Source organism: Pseudidiomarina marina (genome assembly GCF_044807045.1).
GTDB classification, from domain to species: domain Bacteria; phylum Pseudomonadota; class Gammaproteobacteria; order Enterobacterales; family Alteromonadaceae; genus Pseudidiomarina; species Pseudidiomarina marina.
On record NZ_CP085233.1, the window covers coordinates 2,366,106 to 2,383,838 of the forward strand.

The 17,733-nt window shown below is 50.0% G+C and carries 16 protein-coding genes; 4 read left to right on the forward strand and 12 right to left on the reverse strand.

The genetic code is table 11. The features are described 5' to 3' along the window. Position 1: 1 nt before the first annotated feature. The gene (gene gspC / locus LG272_RS11240; RefSeq protein ID WP_404408655.1) at positions 2–907 is read right to left on the reverse strand and encodes a type II secretion system protein GspC; all 906 of its coding nucleotides are present in this window, start codon (positions 905–907) and stop codon (positions 2–4) included. Positions 908–1,057: 150 nt separating this feature from the next. Here gspC and hslO point away from each other — a divergent pair, with 150 nt between their 5' ends. Beyond that, positions 1,058–1,903 carry an Hsp33 family molecular chaperone HslO gene (hslO, locus tag LG272_RS11245; protein ID WP_404408657.1) on the forward strand — a complete coding sequence of 282 codons (846 nt, stop codon included), beginning with the start codon at positions 1,058–1,060 and terminating at the stop codon, positions 1,901–1,903. A gap of 269 nt (positions 1,904–2,172) precedes the next feature. Next, on the forward strand, positions 2,173–2,550 hold the full coding sequence (locus LG272_RS11250; RefSeq protein ID WP_404408659.1) for an RNA-binding S4 domain-containing protein: 378 nt from the start codon (positions 2,173–2,175) through the stop codon (positions 2,548–2,550). Here LG272_RS11250 and LG272_RS11255 read toward each other — a convergent pair whose 3' ends face one another. The 11 genes from LG272_RS11255 to LG272_RS11305 all read right to left on the reverse strand — a co-directional run bounded on the left by LG272_RS11255 (position 2,551) and on the right by LG272_RS11305 (position 15,881). Further along, positions 2,551–3,111, reverse strand: coding sequence for an REP-associated tyrosine transposase (locus LG272_RS11255; protein WP_404408661.1), 561 nt, complete (start codon positions 3,109–3,111; stop codon positions 2,551–2,553). It lies immediately after the preceding gene. A 97-nt stretch (positions 3,112–3,208) separates the two neighbouring features. Next, on the reverse strand, positions 3,209–4,807 hold the full coding sequence (der, locus tag LG272_RS11260) for a ribosome biogenesis GTPase Der (RefSeq protein ID WP_404408663.1): 1,599 nt from the start codon (positions 4,805–4,807) through the stop codon (positions 3,209–3,211). Positions 4,808–4,813: 6 nt separating this feature from the next. Further along, the gene (bamB, locus tag LG272_RS11265; protein ID WP_404408665.1) at positions 4,814–6,001 is read right to left on the reverse strand and encodes an outer membrane protein assembly factor BamB; all 1,188 of its coding nucleotides are present in this window, start codon (positions 5,999–6,001) and stop codon (positions 4,814–4,816) included. After that, positions 5,998–6,603: a YfgM family protein gene (locus LG272_RS11270; RefSeq protein ID WP_404408667.1), complete on the reverse strand. Its 606-nt coding sequence runs from the start codon at positions 6,601–6,603 to the stop codon at positions 5,998–6,000. The genes bamB and LG272_RS11270 overlap by 4 nt, the downstream gene beginning before the upstream one ends. Before the next feature lie 277 nt (positions 6,604–6,880). Then, a complete protein-coding gene (hisS, locus tag LG272_RS11275) occupies positions 6,881–8,119 on the reverse strand; it encodes a histidine--tRNA ligase (RefSeq protein ID WP_404408669.1) in 1,239 nt (412 codons plus the stop codon). Positions 8,120–8,196: 77 nt separating this feature from the next. Further along, on the reverse strand, positions 8,197–9,306 hold the full coding sequence (gene ispG / locus LG272_RS11280) for a flavodoxin-dependent (E)-4-hydroxy-3-methylbut-2-enyl-diphosphate synthase (protein ID WP_404408671.1): 1,110 nt from the start codon (positions 9,304–9,306) through the stop codon (positions 8,197–8,199). A gap of 104 nt (positions 9,307–9,410) precedes the next feature. After that, positions 9,411–10,493, reverse strand: coding sequence for a RodZ domain-containing protein (locus tag LG272_RS11285; protein WP_404408673.1), 1,083 nt, complete (start codon positions 10,491–10,493; stop codon positions 9,411–9,413). Between the two features lie 9 nt (positions 10,494–10,502). Continuing rightward, positions 10,503–11,270: a type IV pilus biogenesis/stability protein PilW gene (gene pilW, locus LG272_RS11290; RefSeq protein WP_404408675.1), complete on the reverse strand. Its 768-nt coding sequence runs from the start codon at positions 11,268–11,270 to the stop codon at positions 10,503–10,505. A gap of 108 nt (positions 11,271–11,378) precedes the next feature. Then, positions 11,379–12,512 carry a bifunctional tRNA (adenosine(37)-C2)-methyltransferase TrmG/ribosomal RNA large subunit methyltransferase RlmN gene (locus LG272_RS11295; RefSeq protein ID WP_404408677.1) on the reverse strand — a complete coding sequence of 378 codons (1,134 nt, stop codon included), beginning with the start codon at positions 12,510–12,512 and terminating at the stop codon, positions 11,379–11,381. A gap of 130 nt (positions 12,513–12,642) precedes the next feature. Beyond that, positions 12,643–13,074, reverse strand: a complete 432-nt coding sequence (gene ndk / locus LG272_RS11300; protein ID WP_092856280.1) for a nucleoside-diphosphate kinase — start codon at positions 13,072–13,074, stop codon at positions 12,643–12,645. A 134-nt stretch (positions 13,075–13,208) separates the two neighbouring features. Then, positions 13,209–15,881, reverse strand: coding sequence for an Ig-like domain-containing protein (locus LG272_RS11305; protein WP_404408679.1), 2,673 nt, complete (start codon positions 15,879–15,881; stop codon positions 13,209–13,211). Positions 15,882–16,099: 218 nt separating this feature from the next. Here LG272_RS11305 and LG272_RS11310 point away from each other — a divergent pair, with 218 nt between their 5' ends. Both LG272_RS11310 and msrA read left to right on the forward strand, forming a co-directional pair. After that, entirely contained in the window at positions 16,100–17,080 is a 981-nt protein-coding gene (locus tag LG272_RS11310) for a hypothetical protein (protein ID WP_404408681.1), read from the forward strand. A gap of 101 nt (positions 17,081–17,181) precedes the next feature. Beyond that, positions 17,182–17,715: a peptide-methionine (S)-S-oxide reductase MsrA gene (msrA, locus tag LG272_RS11315; RefSeq protein ID WP_404408683.1), complete on the forward strand. Its 534-nt coding sequence runs from the start codon at positions 17,182–17,184 to the stop codon at positions 17,713–17,715. The last annotated feature ends 18 nt before the right edge of the window (positions 17,716–17,733 follow it).

The window sequence follows — 17,733 nt, forward strand, 5'->3', positions numbered from 1 at the left end:
CTTAATTCCTTTGATCTTGGTCTTGCACCGCTTCGCTAGGAAGATCTCGAATATCGAGTTGCAAGTCGACCGATTCATTGCCGCGCAGCACAGTTATTGTGGCTTCTGTCATATCACCAAGCTCGCCAGTGATTTTCATCGCGGTACTGATATTTGTTAAATCTTGGCCATTGATTGCCACTGCCAAATCGCCGTCACGAAAACCGGCTTGGCGGAAAAATTCTGGATTTTTACCAGCACTTAAACGATAGCCACTAAGGCCGCTACCGCCGCGCACCGGCGTAATTTGAATAAATTCGAGGAGACTTTCAGGATTTACGGCAGCGGCTGTTACTTGGGTGTTTCGTTCTGTGCGTCGCGGGCTTGAACCGCCGTCACGAACTGCTCGCCCTGAAGTTCGCATCTCGGCACCAGTCATATTCGCCATCGTTAACGACAGCCCCTCACTGAGCTCGCCGATGCCTTCTAATTCCAGCGTTTCAAGGCGTCCATTGTTATCAAGAATCACGCGGTCAGCGTAAATTTCCTTAATGATAACTTGAGTGCCTTCCAGCTTATCACCCATGACGTACACTTCTTGCTGACCACTGCGTTCAATAATCGCCGCTGAACGCTCTGGCACATTCGAAGCAGATACGCCCAATAAGCGGATATTCAACGATGTTTTTGGTGCATTCGAAGATGCTTGTGGTGTCGCTTCTGAGGCGGCGCCGAATAAATCGAGCGCAACAATAGAGCGCGCCGAGTACGATGACTCAGCACTTTGAGTGGTCACTTGAATCGGCCCCGAAGGCACCTCGCTGGCTGGCGTTATCAGCTGCCAGGTAAGTTGCGCGCCCAACCATACTGCCGCTACTGCGCAAACCGCAGTAATCAATGCGTTGACGTGCGTGTTCTGTATCTGCATGGGTCAATACTACGCTTTCGTTATAATTATGTGACATTTGCGTCTTTTGGTCATTCTAGCCTTACTATACACAAGAGAACAGATCAAATTCGAGGATTCTGGTATAATGCCGCCACTTTTTTACACAAGTATGACAGACGTATAATCACCATGAGCAAAAACGATACCCATTACCCAACCGATCAACTATTGCGCTATACGTTTCTAGAGCAAGACGTGCGTGGCGAATTGGTGCAATTGAGCACCAGTTATCAACGCATGATTCTAGGACATGATTACCCAGCGCCAGTTCAACGCTTGTTGGGTGAATTAATGGCGGCAACCTCGTTATTAACCGCAACGCTGAAGTTTGAAGGGCATATTTCTATTCAAATTCAGGGCGATGGCCCAGTGAACTTTGTCGCAGTTAATGGCTCACATCACCAAGAATTACGCGGCATCGCGCGCGTACGCTCAGAGATCGCCGATGATATGAACGATTTGCGTACTTTGATGGGCGCCAAAGCGGTGATGGTGATTACGTTGACACCACTTGAAGGTGAGCGCTATCAGGGCGTCGTGAGCGCCGACAATGACTCGATTGCACGCGTGGTGGAAGATTACTTTATGCAATCGGAACAATTACGCACACGTATTTGGTTATTCGCTGACGGTGAACACGCCGCCGGTATGATGCTACAGGTGATGCCAGCTGCCGGAACCACCTTGGAAGCGTTTGAGCACCTCGAGCACTTAACCGACACCATTAGCGCGGTTGAACTATTCACGTTACCGGGCGAACAAGTATTACATCGCTTGTACCACGAAGAGCATGTTGAGCTGTATCCCGCTCAGCCGGTCAGCTTCAAGTGCGGCTGCTCGCGCGACGGCACGCTAGAAGCGTTAGCCTCCGTATCGCCGGAAGAACTGCGCGAAATCATCGCCGAAGAAGGCGCCGTCGTCATGACCTGCGAATACTGCCAAACCCAGTACCGCTTCACCGAACAAGACCTGTAGCCCGGCGTTCCACGCCGGGTGGCGCACCGCGCCGTTATCATCCGGGCTTCCCCGATGCCGGTAGCCCGGCGTTCTACGCCGGGTGGCGCAAAGCGCCGTTATCATTCGGGCTCCCCCGATGCTGGTAGCCCGGCGTTCTACGCCGGGTGGCGCACCGCGCCGTTATCATTCGGGCTTCCCCGATGCCAAGCATTTCACAAAATTTGAGATTAACGGCACTACGTGCCACCCGGCGTAGAACGCCGGGCTACGACGCCGAGGTACTAAACATGGAATCTGTACGTATCGACAAATGGCTTTGGGCTGCACGCTTTTATAAAACCCGATCGCTTGCGCGCCAAGTCGTGCAGGCAGGCAAAGTGTCGGTTGACGGCCAACGTTGCAAGCCTTCAAAAACCATCACCGTCGGACAAATTGTCAAAGCCCCACGCGGCCATGATATCTACGAAGTCGAAGTTTTAGGCTTAAGCGAAAATCGCCTCAGCGCGCCGTTGGCTCAAGAACTTTACCGTGAAACGGCCGACTCCATCGCACGCCGCGAAAAAGAGGCCGAGCTACGCAAAATGAATGCGTTATACAACCCTCACCCCGATCACAAACCCGACAAAAAAGAACGCCGCGAGTTAATTAAATTTAAGAACCAATAATTAAGGTTCTTGATAATCGCTAAAGTTGTCTTCAAGCCAAGCCGGCGTGATGTATTTCCAATCGTCTGGGTAACGCCCCTCGCTCAGATACCGATTTAAGGTCGAATAAGGCCAATCCCACGCGTTCTTTACGTAGCCATGCTTTACTGGGTTAAAACAGCAGTAGAGGATATACATCATATATTCGCGTTCATCTCGAATCTCGTGTTCCCAATAACTATGCTGCCAAAGTTTCCCGTATCCATGCGCTATTCTGGCTTTGGTGTTCTTGGCATTTTTTCGAGACTTCGAGGAGAATTCCGGAAGAGCCTTGGTGGTTAGTGCTTTAATTTTTCCCCAGCGTACTGGGACGAAATCGTCTTTGATGATTAATACGCAGTGAATGTGATCAGGCATTACTGTCCAAGCTTCAATTTCAAATGGATGTGTTTTCATGGTTTCGCGCACAGCATTGCGCAGCGCTTCAATGACATCGGGGCGCGTTAATATCGGCTGTCGGCGGTAGGTACACACGGTGAAAAAGTAGTAACCGCGCTCGAAAAATCTGCGAACGTTTCTCATAGGTTGAGTGTTGCGCAAAAAGTAGGTTTGGGCGAGTTTATATTGCTGTGGGAGATTGGCTTACGGCGCTTTGCGCCACCCGGCGTGGAACGCCGGGCTACTTTTTCTTCTTGAGGAATTTCATCAGGCGCTTGCGCTTGCGGGTTTGCGAGAGCGTGAGCTGGTTTTTGCGGCCGGCGTACGGGTTGACGGATTCGCGGAACTCGATTTTGATGGGGGTGCCCATCACGCCTAATGATTTACGGAAGTAATTCATCAGGTAGCGTTTGTACGAGCCTGGTAGCGATTCAACTTGGTTACCGTGAATGATGATTCGCGGTGGGTTATAGCCACCAGCGTGGGCGTATTTGAGTTTGACGCGGCGTCCGCTCACCAATGGTGGTTGGTGATCTTCGACGGCGGTTTCCAAAATACGGGTGAGCTTGGCGGTGCCAACGCGAGCTGATGCTGAGGCGTAAGCTTCAAGCACCGATTCAAACAGGTTACCTACGCCACTGCCGTGTAGCGCTGAAATAAAGTGCACGCGGGCGAAATCAACGAAGCCTAAGCGGCGGTCGAGTTCGCGTTTGATTTCTTCGCGGTGATCATGCGACAAGCCATCCCATTTGTTAACGGCAATAACGATTGAGCGACCAGCGTTCAGCGCAAAGCCAATTAAGTTCAAGTCTTGGTCAGATACGGTTTCGCGTGCGTCGATGACGGCGATCACGACGTTGGCATCTTCGATGGCTTGCAGCGTTTTAATCACTGAGAACTTTTCGACGGTTTCGTCGATGCGACCACGGCGGCGTACGCCGGCGGTGTCGATTAAGATGTATTGGCGACCTTCGCGCTCCATTGGAATATAAATCGAGTCACGGGTGGTGCCTGGCATATCGTAAACGACCACCCGCTCTTCGCCAAGAATACGGTTGGTTAGCGTTGATTTACCCACGTTCGGGCGACCGACAATTGCGAGTTTTAGTGGGAGTGCATCGTAGTCAATTTCGTCATGGCTACGATCACCGAGCTGACCGATGATATTGCCTTCGTAATCGATGATGTTACCGTCAGCATCGACGATGTTACCGTCGGCGTCGTAGACGTTGCCGTCGGCGTCAGGTTCAACGATTTCGCCTTCCGCATTGACTAGATTGCCTTCGGCGTCGAGATTAACGACTTCGTCACCCGTCGTGGAACGACGGACTACGACACCTGGGTATTCCTCGACAAGCGGGTCGAAGCATTCTTGTAGCAGTTGCTCAACACCACGGCCGTGTGCGGCGGCAATGCCGTGGACATCGCCTAAGCCAAGTTCGAAGAAGTCGGCGCGGGCTGCGTTGACGTCAATGCCGTCGATTTTGTTGGCAACCACATAAGCTTTTTTGCCAAGGCGGCGCAAATGCGCAGCAATGCCCATGTCAGCCGCGGTGATACCATCGCGAGCATCCACCATGAATAGAACGACATCTGCTTCATCAATGGCGCGCAAGGATTGCGATGCCATTTCGGCATCAATGCCTTCTTCGTCACCGTGAACACCAGCGGTGTCGATGACAATAAACTGATAACCGTCGTAGTTGGCCTGGCCATATTTTCTGTCTCGCGTTAAGCCAGGAAAGTCTGCAACCAAGGCGTCCCGAGTACGGGTGAGCCGATTAAACAAGGTTGATTTGCCCACATTTGGGCGCCCTACCAGGGCAACTACGGGTAACATATCGAGTTAAATCCTTACCGCGAGTAAACTGCCGTCGCGTAATTGAACATACAGGGTGTCGTTCACCACAATTGGTGCGGTGTAAACATCATCACCCACTTCTAAACGACCTTCCGTGACGCCGCTTAGCAAATTAATAAAGTGTAAATACCCGAAACGGTCGCCAATGACGATGTGATCGCCAAAGCGCACAGGGGCAGTCACGTTGCGGCCGTTGTAGTCGTTGTTCGACCACATTTCGACGCCGCCTTGTGCATCAAGTGCTGACACCGCGTCATCGGCATCGGTTACGAATAAACGACCACCAGCAAACAACACGTTTTGATACGATGAATAATCACGACGCCATGCGATTTCGCCGGTGTTGGCTTCAATTGCTGCTAACGCACCATTGTAGGCAACGTTGTAAACAAAGCGCCCGGCTAAAACTGGACGTGAATCAACATCAACTAACCGTTGTAACTCAGTGGTGCCACTTGGAATAGCTAAGCGCGCTTCCCACGCCGGTTGACCATTCTCGGCAATCAGTACAATGACTTTACCGGTCGAGGTACCAACGAAAATACCGCCTTGTTCGAACACTGGTGACGACGTGCCACGCAGTGACAACGGTGGTGTTTCGGTCGTGTGTTTCCAGAGCTCTTCGCCTGATTCTTCATCAAGGGCAATCACTTCACCGGTCGAACCTTTTACCACAACAAGGCCGCCGCCAATAGCTGGATCGGACATGATTTCTGAGCGCACAACTTGATGCCATTTCACGCTGCCGTCTTCGGCATTCAACGCCACCACGTCACCGTTTTCGCTACCGAGATAAACCACGCCGTTGCGAGCAGCTAAACCGCCAGCGATGCGCATTGGCTCACCAGCACTCCACCATGCGCCTTTGGTTAAATCTAAAACGTCACGTAAATCAACGCGCCACAGCTGGTCGCCGTTTTCGCGATTGAACGCTTCCACTACACCTCGGCGGTCGGCAGCAATGATGCTGTCACTAACCACAACCGGGTTTAAATGTGAGAAATAGTTGTCGATACCGTTACCAACGCTAGTTTCCCACACCACTTTAGGTGTAACTTTTACATCAAAGCTTTGTAATTCTTTGTATGTGATTTCTTCGGTACTAAAGAGCGAACAACCGCTAACAAAGAGGGTTGCGAGCGCTGCTAGACCTAAGGTTTTTGCTTGTTTCATGAACCCGCCACAATGCTGTTGAGTTTGATCTCGGCGATGCCTTGAGCACCAGCGTCGAGAGCGGCTTGATACGCAGCGCGTGCACCGGCGTTGTCACCTTTCGCTAACAAGATGTCACCTTTGAGCTCAGCTGCTTGTGCTTTAAATGCTGCAACCGATTCTGCAGCTTGTGCAGCGGCTAATGCGGCATCGTACTGCTCTTGTGCCAGGAGTACCCGCGCTTGACGGATATCAGCTACGGCGCGTAAAGCTGGTTTTGCATTGTCACGGACGGTTTGCAACGCGCTAACTGCGGTGGCGTAATCGTTGTTATCCACGGCATGTTTTGCTAATTCTAGCGCGGCTAAATGCGCATACGTGCTATCACTTGAGCTTACAAACTCTTGTGCTGCTGATGCGCCCTCTTCTTGACCAGATTCTAGTTGCACTATGATGCTTTCGAATTGCTCAGAAGCGGCTTCTTGGTCGGCACGCACTTGGGCGTCGTAGTAGCGCCAGCCGTAAAATAGTGCGAAGCCAACGACGAGGCCGGCGACGATGCCTTTGCCGTGTTCGTTCCAAAACTGTTTGATTCGTTCGACTTGTTGTTCTTCAGTTTCCATTTTTAACTCCTGGTAGCCCGGCGTTTCACGCCGGGTGGCACAACGTGCCGTTAATCTTAACTTTTTCTGCGATGCCTGACACCGCTATGCAATCGCGGACACCGCTATGCAATCGCGGACGCCGCTATGCAATATCTGACACCGCTATGTAATCGCGGACACCGCTATGTAATCGCGGACACCGCTATGCAATCGCGGACACCGCTATGCAATATCTGACACCGCTGAAGCCCCGGATATTCACGGCGCTGCGCGCCACCCGGCGTGGAACGCCGGGCTACAGTTCTTCTATGCTTGCTAGCAGCTGCGGGGCGGTGGTGCGGTCGCGCAGGTGCTTGAGTTCGAAATCGGTGTCGCGGACGAGCAAGGCATAGGTGGCGCCTGACTTGTCGGCTTTCGCCAACTTCTTCTTCATGTTCTGGGTGCCACTGTGCAACTGTACTTTGAGTTGCGGCTTGGCACTTCGAATTTGTTCGGCAACGGCTGGAGCGATTAGTTCCGCCGCTTCAGTTGCCGCAATCACGTAAATATCAATGGCTTGCTCTGGTGGAATTTTGCCTTGTGATTCCAGCAACAGTACCAAACGCTCCATACCCATGGCAAAGCCGACTGCTGGCGTTGGTTTGCCGCCGAGCTGCTCCACCAAGCCGTCATAGCGACCACCGGCACAAACTGTACCTTGCGCGCCGAGTTCCGTGGTTACCCACTCAAACACGGTGCGATTGTAATAGTCGAGGCCACGAACCAAGCGCTCGTTCAATACATACTTGATGCCAGCCGCATTGAGGCGTTTGCATAAGCCGTCAAAGTGCGCGCGCGATTCATCGTCCCAATACTCCGACAACTTCGGCGCATCGACAAGTACCGCTTGGGTTTCTGGCGATTTGCTATCCAGTACACGCAACACGTTGGTGTCTAAACGGCGCTTTGAATCATCATCCAATTTGTCTTCATGGGCTCGCAAAAACTCACGCAATGCTTCGCGATAGCGGGCCCGCGCTTCGTTCGATGCCAATGAATTCAGTTGCAATTCAACCTGCTCGCTTATGCCAAACGCTTGCCACAACCGAGCTGATAGTAGAATCACCTCCGCATCAATATCGGGGCCATCCATACCGAAGGCTTCAATACCGAATTGATGAAATTGGCGATAGCGTCCTTTTTGTGGGCGCTCATGCCGGAACATTGGGCCTAAGTACCATAAACGTTGGGTTTGGTTATACAACAAACCATGTTCATTGCCGGCACGCACACAACTGGCGGTGCCTTCTGGGCGCAAGGTTAAGCTGTCACCGTTGCGATCATCGAAGGTATACATTTCTTTTTCGACGATATCAGTGACTTCACCAATGGAGCGCTTGAACAGGTCGGTACTTTCCAACACCGGCATGCGAATTTCTTGGTAGGTATATTGAGCAGCCACCTGGCGAATCACGCCTTCAACGTATTGCCACGCTGGAGTTTGATTCGGCAGGATGTCGTTCATGCCGCGAATTGCTTGTATATTTTTTGCCACGTTCGAGTTCTTTTCTGCTTAGGGTCTACTTAAGACGGAAATTTATTACGAAAAATGGCGCATAGTATACCGCAGGTTTACGCTTGCTTCACGGGAATCTGTTCAGCTTCTAGACGTTTTACTTGGTCGCGGATACGTTTTTCGAGTTCATCGACCAAATCGGCGTTATCGAGACGGTCTTTTTGACGCTCACCATTGAGGTAAAAACCACTTTTGTTCTTAGCACCAGCCAAGCCAACATGCGAGATCAAGGCTTCACCTGGGCCGTTGACCACGCAGCCGATAATCGACACATCCATTGGTGTGGTGATGTCTTCAAGGCGTTGCTCGAGCGCATTCACGGTACCAATCACGTCAAATTCTTGGCGAGAACAGCTAGGGCAAGCAATGAAGTTAATACCGCGGCTACGAATTCGCAGTGATTTCAAAATATCAAAACCGACTTTTACTTCTTCAACAGGATCAGCCGCTAATGAGATACGTAGCGTGTCGCCAATACCTTCCGCCAACAACATGCCAAGGCCAATGGACGATTTGACTGAGCCACTGCGCAAGCCGCCCGCTTCGGTAATACCTAAGTGCAGCGGCTGCTCGATTTGTTTGGCCAGTAATCGATACGATTCAACGGCCAAAAACACATCAGAAGCTTTCACACTCACTTTGAAATCTTGGAAATTTAAACGGTCAAGAATATCGACATGGCGCATGGCCGATTCAACCAGTGCTGCTGGCGTCGGTTCGCCATATTTTTCTTGTAAGTCTTTCTCTAATGAGCCGCCGTTCACCCCAATACGAATGGGGATACCGCGATCACGGGCGGCATCGACCACGGCGCGAATACGCTGCTCGTTACCAATGTTGCCTGGGTTAATACGCAAACAATCAACCCCATATTCGGCCACTTTCAAGGCAATACGATAATCAAAGTGAATATCTGCAACTAATGGGATCGGACTTTGCTGTTTAATAAATTTGAATGCTTCAGCAGCATCCATGGTCGGCACACTCACCCGCACCAAGTCAGCGCCGGCGTTGGCAATGGCCTGAATCTGTTTCACCGTCGCCGCCACGTCGGTGGTCTCGGTATTGGTCATCGATTGCACGGCAATCGGTGCGCCATCGCCAATCGGTACGTTACCAACATAGATACGGCGAGAAGGTCGACGTTTGATCGGGTTTAAATGCATTGTGTTAAAACCTTAGTGCGATATTAGCTATTAGATATTGGATATTAGCAAAAACCCGCCTTGTTCTAATATCTAATATCCAATAGCTAATATCATCGTTGTTCTTAATCAAGGGTCATGGTTACGCTGCGGTTGCGGCGATAATTGCTCAAATCAACCGGCTCACCATTATACGTCAATTCGACGAATTCTGGCTTGCATAAAATGATATCAAATGGCGGCTCGCCCGTCAGCGGCATTCTGTAGCCAGCTTCTTTGACGCCAATTGCGATATCGGTACCTGTCCCGTCGGTTACTTTGATCCAGCAGGCGTCGCTGAACTCCATCACCAGCGTGGCGGTATTGCCTGGGGCGTTATCGGTTACCACTGGGGCTTCACGATTGGTGTCGGCAACGACTTCAGCGTCATTCGTATCTGAAGAACGATTGTTTGCGCGGTTGGTTGGCTCTGGCTCGTCGGTGACAACCGGAGATTCTTGTTGGTTATCTTCCGCTGTCACAACTGGACTAGTGGTGATGTTGCTTGAGTCGTCAGATGCGGCATTGCGGCTATCTGATGATGTTCTGTTTGAATCGGTGGAACCAGAATCGCGGTCCGCTGCGTCGACTGGTTCATCATCTGCTGCGCTCTGCAGCTGTTCGCGTACTTGCGTTTCGGTGCGGCGCGTCGGTTGGCGTTCAGTAACTGCTTGGCTTGCGCCATTATTGCCGTTGCCATTAGCAAACACATCGCCGGCATTGCTGTCTTGCCACCACCACACCACAGCCATGGCAATTACAATCGCAATGATTAAGTAGCTGATGAGCATCAAGCGGTTATCGTTGCGCTCGCGCACTTTGCGCTTCGAGAAGCTTTGCATGGTAATGGTGCTCGGCACCACTTCACCAAAGCCCATTTTGCTGTAGGCTTCAAACACCCGAGCTTCGTCAACATCAAGCGCCTTACTTAACGAGCGCAGATAGCCGCGCACATAGGTTGGCGATGACAATTTGTCGTAGTCATCCGCTTCGAGATATTCAACGACTACCTTTCGCAGACGTAAGTTATCGGCCACTTGCTGCGTGGTTAAACCTTTTGCTTCGCGTGCCTCACGGAAAATTTGCCCTGGCGTTTCACCAGTGTAAGGCTCGGGCTGTGGCTCAGCCTGCTCTTCGTTTTCTTGAAATAAGTCTTTGTCTTGTGCCATGGGGTATCGCTATTTAATAAGTTTGAGATAATCAGTCGCTTGCTGCGATGCAGGAAAGCGCTGTACCAGCAGATCACCAAATTGCTGCCGTTTATTCTTCTGGTTCTGGGCATGGGCTAACTGCACTTCTAACCACAAATATTGCGCCGATAATTGGGGGTAATTACTGCGGCGCTCTATCATGGTTGCTGCCTTGTCATAGCGTTTTTGCTGCATCAACAAGGTTGCGTAATTTTCTAGTATTTTGACACCACCCCCGCTGTGGTTCAGTGCCAAGTCATAATAACGGTCGGCGCTTGCGAGATCCCCTTGCTCGGCCGCACAACGCGCGGCATTTTCATAGGTGCTAGCTACTTTAACATAGCCGGATTGCGCAACCGCTTTGCGGAACATCTGATCGGCATCGTTGTAGCGCTGCTGACCACACAAAAGTACTCCGAGGTTGTTGTAGTTATCGCCATCTTTTGGTTTTAAATCAATGGCTTTTCGGTAGTGTGCCTCGGCACTCTTGAAGTCGCGAACTTGCTGGTAGTAATAAGCAAGGCCGGTATAAACGTCGGCGTTGTCGGGGGTATATTCGCGAGCGCGCTCTAAATTTGCTTTCGCTTGCTCGAAGTTACCACTGCGTAAATACTGTAATCCCAAGGCTAGCCGCGTGCGCGACGCCTCTTCTGCATTGAATTGTTGGGCTGGCTGTTGCTTCCCATCAACCGTGCGCTGACTGACACACCCAGTCGTTACGAGCGCGGTAAACAGCACAAGCAGTAGTATCCGCATGTAAATCCCCCTGTAAAGAAAGCTATCTTAACCTTTATCGGCGGTAGATCAAGCGATGCGGCGTCAAAGGCGTGTTAAGTTTGTCTTAAGAAGGGGTTTTTCGTGCGATTAAACCGCTTTGACTTGAATTCCATCACCACCGCGCTGCGCTTGCTGTTTCTTCAGAATGCGCTTAGTACGGTCAATAACATCACCCACCAGCTGACCGCAGGCGGCGTCAATATCGTCACCACGAGTGCGGCGAACCACCACAATGTAGCCTTTTTCCATTAGTACTTTGGCGAAACGGTCGATACGTGAATTACTCGAACGCCCATAGTCGGAACCGGGGAATGGATTAAACGGAATGAGGTTGATCTTGCACGGCGTGTCTTTGAGAAGCTCTGCGAGCTCGGCCGCTTGCTCCATTGAGTCATTGATATGATCAAGCATCACGTACTCAATGGTAATGTTTTTATTGGCTTTGCTACCGTCGATATAATCGCGGCTCGCTTTTAGGAACTCTTGAATGTTGTACTTTTTATTGATCGGCACAATTTCGTTACGCAGTTCGTCGTTCGGCGCGTGCAATGAAATCGCCAATGCCACATCAATTTCTTCTTTAAGCTTGTAGAGCGCTGGCACCACGCCTGAGGTACTCAGCGTAACGCGGCGTTTTGATAAACCGAAAGCATTGTCATCAAGCATCAGCTCCATCGCCGGCACCACGTTGTTGAGGTTGAGCAATGGTTCGCCCATACCCATCATCACCACGTTGGTTACCGCTTTCACGCCGGTGTCGCCAAAGGCGCCGAGCAATTTGTTCACACGCCACACTTGGCCGATAATTTCCGCTACTTTGAGGTTGCGATTAAAGCCTTGCTGCGCGGTTGAACAGAAGGTGCATTCTAGTGCACAGCCCACCTGTGAGCTGACGCACAAGGTGGCACGGTCACGATCTGGAATCCATACAGTTTCCACATCCTGACCGTCAAATAAGGTCATCGCAAACTTGATGGTGCCGTCAGCGGATTGCTGCTGCATACGAACTTCTGGCGCACGAATCTCCGCCACCTGTTTAAGCTTCTCTCGTAAGACCTTGTTGAGGTTGGTCATTTGATCGAAGTCGTCGACGCAATAGTGATACACCCACTTCATCACCTGGTCGGCGCGAAATGGTTTTTCACCCAACTCTTTGAAGAACGCGCGCATTCCTTCGCGGTTCAAGTCGAGTAAGTTCACTTTTTTGTCTACAGCATTCATGGAGAAAACCTTAGTGCGATATTAGATATTGGATATTAGATATTAGAAAAACCAGCCTTGTTTTAATATCTAATATCTAATAGCTAATATCTCAAAGGCTCGGTCTGCCGAGCCTTTGAGCTTCTTGCTCTTAACGGGTGCGGGCGCAGAGTTCTTCTTCAGTGAAGAAGTACGCGATTTCGCGTGCCGCTGATTCTAACGCATCAGAACCGTGAACCGCATTTTCATCGATAGATACAGCATAGTCTGCACGCAAGGTTCCTGCCAATGCGTCAGCTGGGTTGGTTGCACCCATGATGTCGCGGTGACGTTTTACTGCGTCTTCGCCTTCAAGTACTTGTACCATGATTGGGCCAGAAGTCATGAAATCAACCAATGCGCGGAAGAAAGGACGCTCTTTGTGTTCTGCGTAGAAGCCTTCTGCTTGCTCGGTGCTCAAGTGCATCATTTTCGCTGCAACAATACGGAAGCCCGCAGTTTCAAAGCGATTGTAGATTGCGCCGATGACGTTTTTGCCAACTGCGTCTGGCTTAATGATTGATAAGGTGCGCTCTAAAGCCATGATTTTCTCCAATAGAGTTTTAAAGTAAAAGGTTGTCTAAGTTTAAGTCGCGCGGATTATACATAATAAGAGGGGTGCAGTCCAAGGACTGCACCCCTCTTATTTTCGCTTTTCGCAGGTGGAAAAGTTCCGAGTTACTTCTTGATTACTTGCGGCGCCATTTTCAGCGGTTTTTGCATTGCTGGCATCCACGGTAGCACCTGCTGATAGTCGTCAGCTGGGGTACGGATTAAGCTGGTTGCAGCAACCTGTTCTGGCTCTAAACCATCCGGACTGGCCTTAACTAGAGTAAAATAAGCAGCGTAGAAATGAACCTGATCTGGCGGACTCAGGTCTTCGCTGAATAGGGTACCTGGTGGGTATTTTGACGTTGATAAAAGCACCATCACACCATCATCGTACTTACTTGTTACGCGACGGAACGAACCGCCACAGACATCGCCATTGCATGACTTAAATACAAGTATGCTGGTGTTATCATATGCTTCCCACGGACCATTTGATTCAATGTTAGGAACGGCCTTAACAGTAACGCAGTCGGACCATTTATCACCGCTTGGACCAACTTCATCACAAACAACATTGTGATAGTAAATGCTACCATCACTGCGGTATTCGGTAGCTCGAGCACCAACAATGTCGATTAGCGGTTCTAGCTTACCGTCGCTATCCAAATACTGCCAAAGTACTTGATCGTTAACCACTTCAGCCGTGTTAATGCCTTCTTCAAACTGCGGCATGTGATGTGTTGACCAATCCACCTCACCATTATCTAGGTAACGCTTACTGAGCACGATCTCGGCGTGAGCTTCATTATTCAATAAGTACAGATCTTCCTTGCTGTAATTCATGCGCTCGTCAGAATAGTTCAATGTGAGTATGGTTTTATCGCTACTCAGCTCATAGCTTCCGCCCTCAAGCACGTCTCGCGTAAATGTGCCGCTTAACTCTGAATTCGGTGAGAACGTGAATGCCATTGACGAGAAAAAATATAGAGCATTTGGCTCATCTTCTAATGTTAAGCCGTTGTTAGTATTGTATTCACTGTAATACACAAACTCTTTTTCCTCAGACAAATCAAACGTCAAGCCGGTAATAAGAGTTTCTGGGCGTAAATAGGTATACACAGACTCACCTCTGCCGCTCTTCACTTCAGGCAGCTCCAGCTGTTCGCCGCCGTATTCAAACTGAATTGGTTCAATGAAACCGTCAGAGTATGAATGAAGCGTCATGCTGCTCTGAGTTAAATTAATGGGCGTAGCTTCAAGGTAATACCGGCTCGTGAAAGTCACATACACATCAGACGGATTTTCACCTAAACTCAATACGAATTTATCGAAGTGCTCGGCATCATACAAATAGCCATAATACTGAATGAACATTGACCCTTGCATGTCTACGGTACTTTCGCCGCTGTTCCCTATCCATTTGCCATCAACAAAAGGTATGTACGTCACCTCTTCGTCATAGTACGACGGTTGATAGAGTGAGCCATCGCTGTCAATTGAATAGCTGACCGAGTTTTGATTGGCATTGTAGCGATGATAATCACGTAACAGGATGAAGTTGCCCGCTTGTTGCACTGGGTCTATAGCCGGCATGACATCCGAGTCGGCGAGTGTTGCCGCCACCATGGCTTGCAAATCACCTGAGATGTTTGTTTCGTTAAGCAAGGTATTGTAGGCGTCGCTATCATTTAAGAAGTCTTCAATGCTCGTGAAACCTTCCGGCAGGCTATAGTTTTCATCGTCTACTAACAGCTTGATCAATGCCGCCATTTCGAGAACGAGTTGGCCATCTACCTGCATCATCAACTCTTGAATGTTCGCGCTGGTGATTGATTCGCCGGCAGCCAGAACTTCGAGCTGCTGGTTCATTGCGGTGGTTACGTGTGTCACAACCACGTCGCTTGACTCTTCGGCTGAAAGCACGCGGTCTTCACCTGCCAGTTCAAGCAAGTCTGCGACGGTCGACAAACGCGAACTTAAGGTCACGTAGTCTTGCTCACCAACGCCTGTGGCGATGATTTCAAGCACTGTGTCATCCGCTGAATTCAACAGATTCAAGTCTAAATCGAAATAGCCATCCGCATCCGCTTCGGTGGTATACGTCGTTTCACCGATAGTAATGGTGATGATGGCATTCGCAATCGGCGAATCGACCGCACGACCAGAGATACCGACGGTTTGGCTGACGGTCACGGTGACTTCAGCGCTAGCTTCTTGCGCACCGTCAGTGGCGGTATAGCTGAAAGTGTCCGTACCCGCGAAACCTGCGTTCGGCGTGTAAGTGATTTTGTTTTCTGCGATAGCGGCGGTGCCGTTCGCGGGCTCGGTGACGTCGAGAAGCTCGAAGGTTTCCGCATATTCGCTGGTGTCGTTAGCAAATACGTCAATAGTCACTGCTGCGTCGTCAGCGGTTTCTGCTGTGTCGTCAACGGCTACGTAAAGTTCAAGATCGCGACATTCAACAACAAGCGCATCGATGTCTGTATCTTCGAAAGTAAATTCGGTATCAGAAGTGATAGCACACTCTTGCAGTTCAGGCGCTGCTGTGATGCTCGCGGTGACTGTGTCACCGCTATTAAATTCGGTGGCAAATGCAATGGCGCCGTCTTCTGTAACGGTCACTTCTTCTTCGCCTGCGGTTACTGATAACTCACCGTTTAAGCCAGTCACAGTGCCTGATAATAGATACGCTGCTGGTTCTTCGATGACAACTGGTGGCTCTTCTTTGCCATCGCTGCCGCAAGCGCTCAAAACGCCCACGCACACCAATGATAATGCGAGTTTGGTGGGTTTGTTCATTTTTCTCTCCATAGATACCGAAGTCCGTAACGGTCTTCCATTTTTGCCCACTTTGTAAGCATCTTGTAAACTATCGGCTAGGAAGATTACACTTTGTTAACATGCTGTCAATCTTTTAAATTCCAGTGTGGAAAGGGGGCTGTCCTTGGACTGCCCCCTCCTTTTAGCTATTATTATGCGGAGATTAGTTAGCGCCAAGGCGCAGGGACCCGTCATCGATGACACCAATACTTTTGACGTTAAGTCTTCTCTCAAGCGAGAACTTAACTACCGACGGCGCCGTAGTCGTTACTCATCAGTCAGCTTCTGAATCAACAACTGAAAATGAATGGCTAGCATCAGGCGATTTAATCTTTCATTTTAAAACGTCAGACAATCACTTACGCATTTACGTCGAAGGGTCGACAACTACCAATAATAACGGCGTTTCTGGCATGTTCCCGCGAGCAAATGCGGATGCTGGATCGGCATTACATAGTGATGGCGATGGTCGTATTCAGTTATCCGAATTTGCCTATGGATTTCGTCTAAAAGAGGCACACGCCATTGAATTCGGCATCGTCGATCTCACCGGTTTTTTTGATACATCGTTGTTGATGAACGACGAAACGCGCTCGTTTCTTAACACCGGTTTAGGTAATAATCCGACCATTCCATTTCCTGATTACACGCTTGCAACGCACTACAGATACACTGAAAACGAAAATACAAGCTGGCGTATAGCTTACGCTCACGGTCGTGGATTAGCGGATATAAGTCAGCGTTCATATGGTGGCTTATTCGATGACGTTGCCGCTGACCACGGCCCGTTTGTGATAGCAGCTTACCAAACCAAAATCTTTAACAGCAAATTACAACTCGGAACTTGGCGCGCGGAGCATCGGGAGCAGTCTGGCTTCTACGCCAACCTCGATCATCAACGCAATCACCACGGTTATTCCTTTCGGTGGGGACACACATTTACCAAAGCTTCCGTAGTTCAAAACTTCCTCGGTGTAGCGTACGCCTATACACACGGAAGGTGGACGCACAGCATTGGCGCAACATACGCCGAGCAATTTGATGACGGCAACTACCATGACGTTGAAGTTATCTCTCGATTCGCTCTCTCTAATCAACATCAATTCGCCGCATCTTGGCAACGCATCAACAGTGATCACATCTGGTCATTTCGCTATGCCTGGTTTTGGAGAAAATAAGTGGGGTGCAGTCCAAGGACTGCACCCCTCCTCTTGCGCTTTGGGTGGAACGGGCGTAAAGTGTGGGCATCTAGACGTCTATACAAATTCATGAGGTGGTTATGACGCAACAAATTACGTTAGGTGGCGGTTGTTTTTGGTGCATTGAGGGTGCGTTCAAGCAGGTACGCGGCGTGTTGAAAGCTGAGTCGGGCTATGCTGGCGGCCACAAAGAAAATCCTACCTATGAAGAAGTGTGCAAGGGTGATACCGGTCATGCTGAAGTTGTGCAGATCACGTTCGACCCAGCGGCACTCAGCGTACGTGAAATTTATGAGATCTTTTTTGCGCTGCACGATCCAACGCAGGTGAACCGTCAGGGTAACGATGTTGGTACGCAATATCGCACTTCGATTTTCTATCAAACTGACGAGCAAAAACGCTTAGCAGAAGAAATTATTGCCGAAATGGAGCGTGACCAAACTTGGGATGCGCCGATAGTGACCACCATTGAGCCGCTGGAGAAATTCTGGCCCGCTGAGGAGTATCACGAGAACTACGTGGAGCGTAATCCTGAAAACGCCTATTGCCAAGCAGTAGTGCATCCAAAATTGGCGAAATTTAAACGTACATTTGCCGAGAAACTCGACGGCTAAAAAGGAGGGGTGCAGTCC

Coding starts and splice junctions, on each gene's coding strand:
- hslO (WP_404408657.1), top strand. CDS start 1,058: ATGAGCAAAAACGATACCCATTACCCAACCGATCAACTATTGCGCTAT.
- msrA (WP_404408683.1), top strand. CDS start 17,182: ATGACGCAACAAATTACGTTAGGTGGCGGTTGTTTTTGGTGCATTGAG.
- ndk (WP_092856280.1), bottom strand. CDS start 13,074: ATGGCTTTAGAGCGCACCTTATCAATCATTAAGCCAGACGCAGTTGGC.
- LG272_RS11255 (WP_404408661.1), bottom strand. CDS start 3,111: ATGAGAAACGTTCGCAGATTTTTCGAGCGCGGTTACTACTTTTTCACC.
- LG272_RS11270 (WP_404408667.1), bottom strand. CDS start 6,603: ATGGAAACTGAAGAACAACAAGTCGAACGAATCAAACAGTTTTGGAAC.
- der (WP_404408663.1), bottom strand. CDS start 4,807: ATGTTACCCGTAGTTGCCCTGGTAGGGCGCCCAAATGTGGGCAAATCA.
- LG272_RS11285 (WP_404408673.1), bottom strand. CDS start 10,493: ATGGCACAAGACAAAGACTTATTTCAAGAAAACGAAGAGCAGGCTGAG.
- bamB (WP_404408665.1), bottom strand. CDS start 6,001: ATGAAACAAGCAAAAACCTTAGGTCTAGCAGCGCTCGCAACCCTCTTT.
- LG272_RS11310 (WP_404408681.1), top strand. CDS start 16,100: ATGACACCAATACTTTTGACGTTAAGTCTTCTCTCAAGCGAGAACTTA.
- gspC (WP_404408655.1), bottom strand. CDS start 907: ATGCAGATACAGAACACGCACGTCAACGCATTGATTACTGCGGTTTGC.
- LG272_RS11305 (WP_404408679.1), bottom strand. CDS start 15,881: ATGAACAAACCCACCAAACTCGCATTATCATTGGTGTGCGTGGGCGTT.
- ispG (WP_404408671.1), bottom strand. CDS start 9,306: ATGCATTTAAACCCGATCAAACGTCGACCTTCTCGCCGTATCTATGTT.
- LG272_RS11250 (WP_404408659.1), top strand. CDS start 2,173: ATGGAATCTGTACGTATCGACAAATGGCTTTGGGCTGCACGCTTTTAT.
- LG272_RS11295 (WP_404408677.1), bottom strand. CDS start 12,512: ATGAATGCTGTAGACAAAAAAGTGAACTTACTCGACTTGAACCGCGAA.
- pilW (WP_404408675.1), bottom strand. CDS start 11,270: ATGCGGATACTACTGCTTGTGCTGTTTACCGCGCTCGTAACGACTGGG.